The 7,905-nt window shown below is 70.7% G+C and carries 5 protein-coding genes and 1 riboswitch; of the genes, 2 read left to right on the top strand and 3 right to left on the bottom strand.

What is annotated here, in order from left to right; all coding sequences use genetic code 11:
* The first annotated feature begins 262 nt into the window (after positions 1–262).
* Positions 263–616: a hypothetical protein gene (locus EES42_RS05110; protein ID WP_124716869.1), complete on the top strand. Its 354-nt coding sequence runs from the start codon at positions 263–265 to the stop codon at positions 614–616.
* Between the two features lie 55 nt (positions 617–671).
* On the opposite strand, the gene EES42_RS05105 is transcribed toward EES42_RS05110, so the two are convergent.
* Entirely contained in the window at positions 672–1,820 is a 1,149-nt protein-coding gene (locus EES42_RS05105; protein ID WP_241196243.1) for a C40 family peptidase, read from the bottom strand.
* Between the two features lie 7 nt (positions 1,821–1,827).
* Positions 1,828–1,993: riboswitch (cyclic di-AMP (ydaO/yuaA leader) on the bottom strand.
* Positions 1,994–2,239: 246 nt separating this feature from the next.
* On the opposite strand from EES42_RS05105, the gene pcrA reads away from it, so the two are divergent.
* Positions 2,240–4,714 carry a DNA helicase PcrA gene (gene pcrA, locus EES42_RS05100; RefSeq protein WP_124716867.1) on the top strand — a complete coding sequence of 825 codons (2,475 nt, stop codon included), beginning with the start codon at positions 2,240–2,242 and terminating at the stop codon, positions 4,712–4,714.
* A gap of 57 nt (positions 4,715–4,771) precedes the next feature.
* Here the strand turns inward: pcrA and EES42_RS05095 are convergent, their stop codons facing one another.
* Positions 4,772–6,313, bottom strand: a complete 1,542-nt coding sequence (locus tag EES42_RS05095; RefSeq protein ID WP_124716866.1) for a M23 family metallopeptidase — start codon at positions 6,311–6,313, stop codon at positions 4,772–4,774.
* A 341-nt stretch (positions 6,314–6,654) separates the two neighbouring features.
* A complete protein-coding gene (locus EES42_RS05090; protein ID WP_124716865.1) occupies positions 6,655–7,608 on the bottom strand; it encodes an esterase/lipase family protein in 954 nt (317 codons plus the stop codon).
* Between the last annotated feature and the right edge of the window lie 297 nt (positions 7,609–7,905).

Here is a 7,905-nt window from a genome sequence, read left to right as displayed (position 1 = left end):
CCCGCCGGAACTCTCGGCGGGGCGGCCGGTGCGCCGTCCGCGTTCGGAGCGGAGGTGAGCCGGTCGCCGTCAGCGACGCTAATCCCGGGGCACGGGCAGGAGTCGTAATGACGCTTATTGTCTGAATTTGGCGTGGCAATGTCGTCGAGTGATCGGAAAAATTGCACCAGAGTAAGGCAATTGGTGCAGACGCGAGTGAAGCGACCAGGAAGGCACACCTGCCTGCCGAGGGGTGATATGGCCGGGGCTAGGCTGCGGCCTCATGGACGTACTCATTCATGTCTTCGTCGCCCTGCACATCATCGGAATCGCCTCCCTGCTGGGCGGTTTCCTGACCCAGATGAAGGCGATGGGCGCGGGCACGGCCCGGTTCGTCCCGGCGATGCTGCACGGCGCGCTGACCATGCTGGTCACCGGTGTCGCACTGGTCGGGCTCAACGAGGCCGACGGCAACCACGTCAACAACATAAAGATCGGCGTCAAGCTGCTGGTCCTGGTCGTCGTCCTCGCGCTCGTCTACATCAAGCGGGACGACGAGAAGGCCGACAAGGGCGCCTTCGCGGCGGTGGGCGGGCTGACGCTCCTCAACATCTTCATCGCCACGCTCTGGACCTGATCCCGCCCGCGTCGCGCCGCCCCGGCACCGGGGCAGCGCGACGCGTCGGGGCCCGTTACGCCGGGCGCACGCTGCCGTAGATCGGCATGTAGTAGATCGACTCCTCGCGGACGTTCGCCCCGGGCTTCGGGGCGTGGATCATCATCCCGTCGCCCTTGTAGATGCCGACGTGGCTGATGTCGTCGTAGAAGAAGACGAGGTCCCCCGGCCGCAGGTCCGCCGTGGCGACCCGGGTGCCGATCTTGACCTGGTCCCACGTGGTGCGCGGGATGTCGACCCCCGCCGCCTTCCACGCGGCCTGGGTGAGCCCGGAGCAGTCGTACGAGGCCGGGCCCGTCGCGCCCCAGACGTACGGCTTGCCGATCTGGGCCCTGGCGAAGGCGAGGACCTTCGCCGCCTTGGTGGTGGCGTCGCTGTCCGAGCCGGTCCCGGACCCGGTGCCCGTACCGCTGCCGCCCCCCGGCTCCTTCGCGGCCTCCTCGGCCTCGCGGTCCGCCTCGGCCTTCGCGGCGGCCTGCTGCTTCGCCAGCTCCTCGGCCTTGCGCTTGGCCTCCGCCTCCTTCTTGCGCTCGATCTCCGCGAGCCGCGCCTTCTCCTCGGCGGTCAGCTTCGACAGCAGCGTGCGCGCCTCGCCCAGCTTCTTCTGGACGTCCTGCTTGCTGGTGCGCAGCGTGGCCTGCGTCGTCGTCAGCGTCTCCAGGCTCCGCACCGCCTCGGAACGCTTCTTCGCCGCCTTGGCCTGCTGCGTACGGAAGTCCGTGATCGCCTTCTGCTGCCGGCTGGTCATCCGGTCCATCAGCTGGCTCTGGTCGAAGTACGACTGCGGGTCGTCGGCCAGGAAGAACGTGGCGCTCGGCGCTATGGAACCGTTGCGGTACTGCGCGGCCGCGTAGGTGCCGAGCGTCCTGCGGGCGTCGTTGAGCTTGTCGGCGCGCTCGGCGACGTCGTCCAGCAGGGCGTCGACCTTGGCCCGCTGGGTGGCGGAGGCTTCCTTCGCCTGGTTGTACTGCTGGGTCGCGGTGCCCGCCTGCCGGTAGAGGTCGTCGACCTTCTTCTGCACGTCCTCGACGCGGGGCTTCGGACCGGGCGCGGCCACCGCGCTCTGCGTGGAGAGCAGAGTCACGGACGCCAGGGCCGCTGTGGTGAGACCGACGGCCGGTGCGGTGGTGCGCACCCGGGGGCGCGGCTTGCGATGGGATGCCAAGGCCGGCATCTCCTTCCGTGGACCGCCTACCGGGTTAGCTGTCGGGTTCGGGCGGAACGGAAGGCTGCCCTACGGTCCGAGTGGGGGATAAGGACCGATTCACCCCGGTACTGCGTGTGGGTCCCCGGTTCCGAACTCCAGTGAAGGCAGCCCGGATTCGGCGGGGGCGCCCGCTCGGCGTGGTTCGCCTCAAGGGGGTACGGGCCGCCCGGTCGAGCACGCTAGCCAACCCATGGTGCTGCTGTGAAGGTTGATGTTCGATATGCCCGATACATTTTCGTGACCTTGCCGGGGCGGGGTTCCGGCGGCCGGATTTCCTCACGGGGAGTGGGTGTCCGCTCTCTTTGTGTGCCGTCGGCCGTGTGCGGTTCGCCATGCGGCCTCCGGGTGTCGGTGCGGCGGCCTAGACTCGACAAGCGATGAGCAGCCTCTTTGACGACAGCTTCCTGGCCGGCCTCCAGCACTCGGAGGAAGAGCCCCCGCCGCCCCCCGAGGACTCCGTACCCGAAGCGGTGCCGGAGGACCTCTTCGCGGGCGTGTTCGACGGGCCCCCGCCGCCCAGGGACGCCTATTACCGCGACGGCGCGCACCGCCCCGTCATCGACTCCGCGGCGCTCCTCGACGGGCTGAACACCGAGCAGCGCGCCGCCGTCGTCCACGCGGGCTCCCCGCTGCTGATCGTCGCCGGGGCCGGCTCGGGCAAGACCCGGGTGCTGACCCACCGGATCGCCCACCTGCTCGCGGAGCGCGGGGTGCATCCCGGCCAGATCCTGGCGATCACCTTCACCAACAAGGCCGCGGGCGAGATGAAGGAGCGCGTCGAGCAGCTCGTCGGCCCGCGCGCCAACGCGATGTGGGTCATGACCTTCCACAGCGCGTGCGTACGCATCCTGCGCCGCGAGTCGAAGCGGCTCGGCTTCACCTCGTCGTTCTCGATCTACGACGCCGCCGACTCCAAGCGGCTGATGGCCCTGGTCTGCCGCGATCTCGACCTGGACCCGAAGCGCTTCCCGCCGAAGTCGTTCACCGCCAAGGTCTCCAACCTGAAGAACGAGCTGATCGACGAGGAGACCTTCGCCGGCCAGGCCGCGGACGGCTTCGAGAAGACCCTCGCCCAGGCCTACGCGATGTACCAGTCCCGGCTGCGCGAGGCCAACGCGCTGGACTTCGACGACATCATCATGACGACGGTCCACCTGCTCCAGGCGTTCCCGGACGTCGCCGAGCACTACCGCCGCCGCTTCCGGCACGTCCTGGTCGACGAGTACCAGGACACCAACCACGCCCAGTACACCCTCGTGCGCGAGCTGGTCGGCCCGGCGGGCGAGGGCGACGCCCCGGCCGAGCTGTGCGTCGTGGGTGACGCGGACCAGTCGATCTACGCCTTCCGCGGCGCGACCATCCGCAACATCCTCCAGTTCGAGGAGGACTACCCGAACGCGACCACGATCCTGCTGGAGCAGAACTACCGCTCCACGCAGACGATCCTGTCCGCCGCCAACGCGGTCATCGAGCGCAACGAGAGCCGCCGCCCCAAGAACCTCTGGACCAACGCCGGCACCGGCGCGCGCATCACCGGCTACGTCGCCGACACCGAGCACGACGAGGCGCAGTTCGTCGCCGACGAGATCGACCGGCTCACCGACGCGGGCGACGCCAAGGCCGGTGACGTCGCGATCTTCTACCGTACGAACGCGCAGTCCCGCGTCTTCGAGGAGATCTTCATCCGCGTCGGCCTGCCGTACAAGGTCGTCGGCGGCGTGCGCTTCTACGAGCGCAAGGAGGTCCGGGACATCCTGGCCTACCTGCGCGTCCTCGCCAATCCCGAGGACACCGTCCCGCTGCGCCGCATCCTCAACGTGCCCAAGCGCGGCATCGGCGACCGCGCCGAGGCGATGATCGACGCGCTGTCCATGCGCGAGAAGATCACCTTCCCGCAGGCGCTGCGCCGGGTCGACGAGGCGTACGGCATGGCGGCCCGGTCGGCCAACGCCGTCAAGCGGTTCAACACGCTGATGGAGGAGCTGCGCACGATCGTCGAGTCGGGCGCGGGCCCCGCGGTGGTCCTGGAGGCCGTCCTGGAGCGCACCGGCTACCTGGCCGAACTCCAGGCGTCCACCGACCCGCAGGACGAGACCCGGATCGAGAACCTCCAGGAACTGGCCGCCGTGGCCCTCGAATTCGAGCAGGAGCAGGGCGCGGCCGGCGAGGACGGCGCGGACGCGGCCACCGGCACCGGCGCGGGGACGGGCACGCTCGCGGAGTTCCTGGAGAAGGTCGCGCTCGTCGCCGACTCCGACCAGATCCCCGACGAGGACGAGGACGGCTCCGGCGTCATCACACTGATGACGCTGCACACCGCGAAGGGCCTCGAATTCCCGGTCGTCTTCCTGACCGGCATGGAGGACGGCGTCTTCCCGCACATGCGGGCGCTGGGACAGGTGAAGGAGCTGGAGGAGGAGCGGCGGCTCGCCTACGTCGGCATCACCCGGGCCCGCGAGCGGCTCTATCTGACCCGGGCGGCGATGCGCAGCGCGTGGGGTCAGCCCTCGTACAACCCGCCGTCGCGGTTCCTGGAGGAGATCCCGGACCAGCACCTGGAGTGGAAGCGGAAGGGGCCGATGGCGGCACCGGCCGGACCGACGTCGGGGATCACCTCGTCGCTGTCCGCCTCGCGTTCGCGCTCCGGCCCCTCGGGCTTCGCGACCCGGCGGACCTCGGACAAGCCGACGATCACGCTGGCCGTGGGGGACCGGGTCACGCACGACCAGTTCGGGCTCGGCACGGTCACGGCGGTCGAGGGCGTCGGCGACCAGGCGAAGGCCACGGTCGACTTCGGGGACGAGCGCCCGAAGAAGCTGCTGCTGCGGTACGCGCCGGTCGAGAAGCTGTAGCCGGAACGCGCGACGAGCGACGGGCGGGGGCCGCGGCCCCCGCCCGTCGCGCTCGTCTCAGGTCGGGTTGACGCCGTGGCTGCGGAGCCAGGGCAGCGGGTTCACTGCCGCTCCGCCCCCGGGCCGTACCTCGAAGTGCAGGTGCGGACCGGTCGAGTTCCCGGTGTCGCCGGAGTACGCGATGACGTCACCGGCCTTGACCGGGCCCGAGCGGATCTTGGTGCCGCTGAGGTGGCAGTACCAGGTCTCGGTCCCGTCGGCCATGGTGACAATGGCCATGTTCCCGTAGGCGCTGTTCAGCTGGGTGCGCACGGTGCCGTCCGTCGCTGCCATCACGGGCGTGCCCTCGAAGACGGGGAAGTCGATGCCCGTGTGCACGGACATCCAGTTGACGCCCGCCTGGCCGAAGTACGCGCTGAGGCCGTGCTGCTTGACCGGCATGACGAACTTGGGGCGCAGGGCCTCCTTGCGGGCGGCCTCTTCCGCGCGCTTCTTCTTCTCGGCGGCCTGCCGCTCCCGCAGATCGATGCGCTCCTGGGTGCGGCTGGCGCGATCGGCGAAGTTCTCCGCGTCGGCGCTGAGGTTGGCGAGCTGGGTGTCCAGCTTGTTGTTGGCCACCCCCGCCTTGACGGAGCCGGGATCGGACGCCGCCATCGTGGTCTTGCTGTCGTCCTTCTTGTCCTCGCCGCCCAGCCCGCCGACGGAGGCCGCGGCGATGCCGGCCACGCTCATCACGCAGGCGGAGGGAATGGCGACGGTGAGGAGCGCGGAACGCTTCGCGGGGGAACGCCGCCGACTGCGGCCGGCGCCGCCGCCGCGGGTGGCGGAGCGGCCGAGAGGGCGGTGCGGACCGGGCGCGGCGTCCACGATGTCCATGACGTCCGTGGCATCCATGGTGTCCGGGGCGACTGCGACGCCCGCGTCATGCGCGTCGTCCGCTGCGCCGTCCGCGCTGTTGGTGAGGTAGGGCTCGTAGGGGTCGTACGAGGTGGCCGGGTCGGCGTAGGCCTCGTGTGTTTCGGGCGCCTGGTGAGCCTCGGGCGCCTCGTGTGCCGGCTGCGCCTCGTAGGACAGCTGTGCGGTTTCCGTGGGCTGCGCGATTTGCTGATCGTGCTCGGGCGTGGCGCCCGTGTTCCACGCGGTGGCGTCGTACGCGCCGGAGTCGTAGACGGCGGTTTCGCCGGTGGCCCACTGGTCGTTCGTGTGCCAGTTGCCGGTGTCCCACTGGCCCGTGGTGTCCGGGGCGCCGCCCTGCGCCGGGATGCCGGCGAACGTGGCAGTGGCGGTCGCTTCCGTGCCGTAGCCGGCAACGGGCGTCCAGGTGGCCGTGGTCTCGTACGTCTGCGCCGCCTCGTACTGCTGCTGGGGCTGCGCGGTGTACGGGGCGTAGGCGTCGTACGAGGTGGTCGGGTGCGCGCCGGTGTCCCACTGGGTGGAGTCGTACTGGCCGCTGTAGCCGGACTGCCCGGCGCCGTAGCCGCTGCCGTACGCGCCGTCCTGACCGCCGGGGAGCGATCCGAAGAGCGGGTCGCTGTCGAAGCTGCCGGTCGCATCACTGTCGTATCCGGCGTACCCGGCGTGGGGGTGCTGGTCGTTCACCAACTTCTCTCTCGCCTCGGCAGCAGGACCTGTGCTCTGGGGTCCGGCGTGGGGATCCCAGGGGGAGCAGTGGCCGCGACTGTACCCGGCGGTACGTGACGCCGACAATCTTCGGCGGGCATGGGCGGCTCAGGAAACGGGCAATCGGCCGTCTTTCGACGGACTGCTCACACAGCCTTGGCCTTATGTTCGAAACCCGTTCTATTTATGAGGTCTCCAGAGGCTCCACCGGCTGTTCGGCCCCACGGGTCCGTCGGGTCCCACGGGTCCGTCGGGTCCCACCGGGCCCGTCGGGTCCCACCGGTCCGCTTGGCCCCGCCGGTTCGTTCAGCCCCGCCGATTCACGCGGCTCCTGCCGTTCCGCTCGCCTCGGCCGTCGGTTCGCGGGACTCCAGCGCCTGCCGGACTGCGGCGGCGACGGCCGGGTGCACCGGCAGCGCGAGATGACCGATCCCGGTGACGCGTACGTTCTGCGCGTCGAGATCCGGATGGTCGATACAGGCCGCCTCGGCCGGGACGATCACCCGGTCGAGCTCGCTCCAGAAGCTCACGAACCGGGTGCGGCAGCCGGGCGCGGGCCTGCGCAGCTCCTCGATCGGTGCGGATCCCGTACGCATCTGCCGCACGATGGGGTGAGCGCTCGCCAGCGGCGCGACGGCCGTGCCCCCGTGAGGTGTGCCGAGGGTGATCAGTGTGCGCACCCGCTGGTCACCGCCGAGCCGCTGCACGTAGTAGCGGGCGATCAGACCGCCCAGGCTGTGCCCGACGATGTCGACCTCGCGGTGTCCGGTGCGGGCGCAGATCTCCTCGACATGCCGCCCGAGCAGCTCGGCCGCCGTCCGGATGTCGCAGGTCAGCGGTGAGTAGTTGAGCGACTCCAGATGGCGCCAGCCGTGCCGGGCGAGGGAGCGGCGCAGCAGGACGAAGACCGAACGGTTGTCGATGAAGCCGTGCAGCAGGACGACCGGGGGGTGGTCGTCGCCCTCGGCGGGCAGGGAGGGGGGCCCGGCCGGGGCGGTGGCGTCAGGGGGCGTGGTGTGCGGGGCGGACGGGCGGCCGGGCGGGCGGGGCGCGGTCCCTCGTTCCCCCGTGACGCCGGTGGGGCAGACGCTGGTGGGGTACATGCCGGTGGGATACAGGAGCACATGTCCGGCGAGCACTGCCAGCTCCAGTGCGGTGGCCTTCAGCAGCGCGGACGGCAGCAGCGCGGATGGCAGTAGGGCGGATGGCAGTAGGGCGGCAGGGCTCGGGCAGGGCCGGCGCAGCAGCGGGGGAAGAAAAGGCAGGTCCTTCATGGCCGACCTCCTGCTCCGGCAAGCGGGGGAGGCGGTTCCGGCCCCGGATGCCCTCTCATGGGGTGCTGTCACGGAGGCGCGGTCGGCCGGATGGCCGGTCGACCGGTCGACCGGTCGGCCGGATGGCCTGCCCGGCCGGGTGGCCCGTACCACCGTGCCGCGCGGCTGGCGGCGCGGTGGTACGGCGACCTCGTAGCGGCTCCCCTGGCGGCCGGTCCCGCACGGCAGGTGCGCCGCGTGATTACGGGAACGTCGCCCGGTGAACATGTCCCACGTGTGATTTCCCCCTCCCCGTCC

Source organism: Streptomyces sp. ADI95-17 (genome assembly GCF_003846175.1).
Lineage (GTDB): Bacteria > Actinomycetota > Actinomycetes > Streptomycetales > Streptomycetaceae > Streptomyces > Streptomyces sanglieri.
The sequence above is the reverse complement of the archived record's forward strand: the minus strand, read 5'-3'. Positions and strand labels throughout refer to the sequence as shown.

What these genes read in the sequence shown, in the direction of transcription:
- pcrA (WP_124716867.1), top strand. Translation starts at nt 2,240, where the DNA reads ATGAGCAGCCTCTTTGACGACAGCTTCCTGGCCGGCCTCCAGCACTCG.
- EES42_RS05110 (WP_124716869.1), top strand. Translation starts at nt 263, where the DNA reads ATGGACGTACTCATTCATGTCTTCGTCGCCCTGCACATCATCGGAATC.
- EES42_RS05090 (WP_124716865.1), bottom strand. Translation starts at nt 7,608, where the DNA reads ATGAAGGACCTGCCTTTTCTTCCCCCGCTGCTGCGCCGGCCCTGCCCG.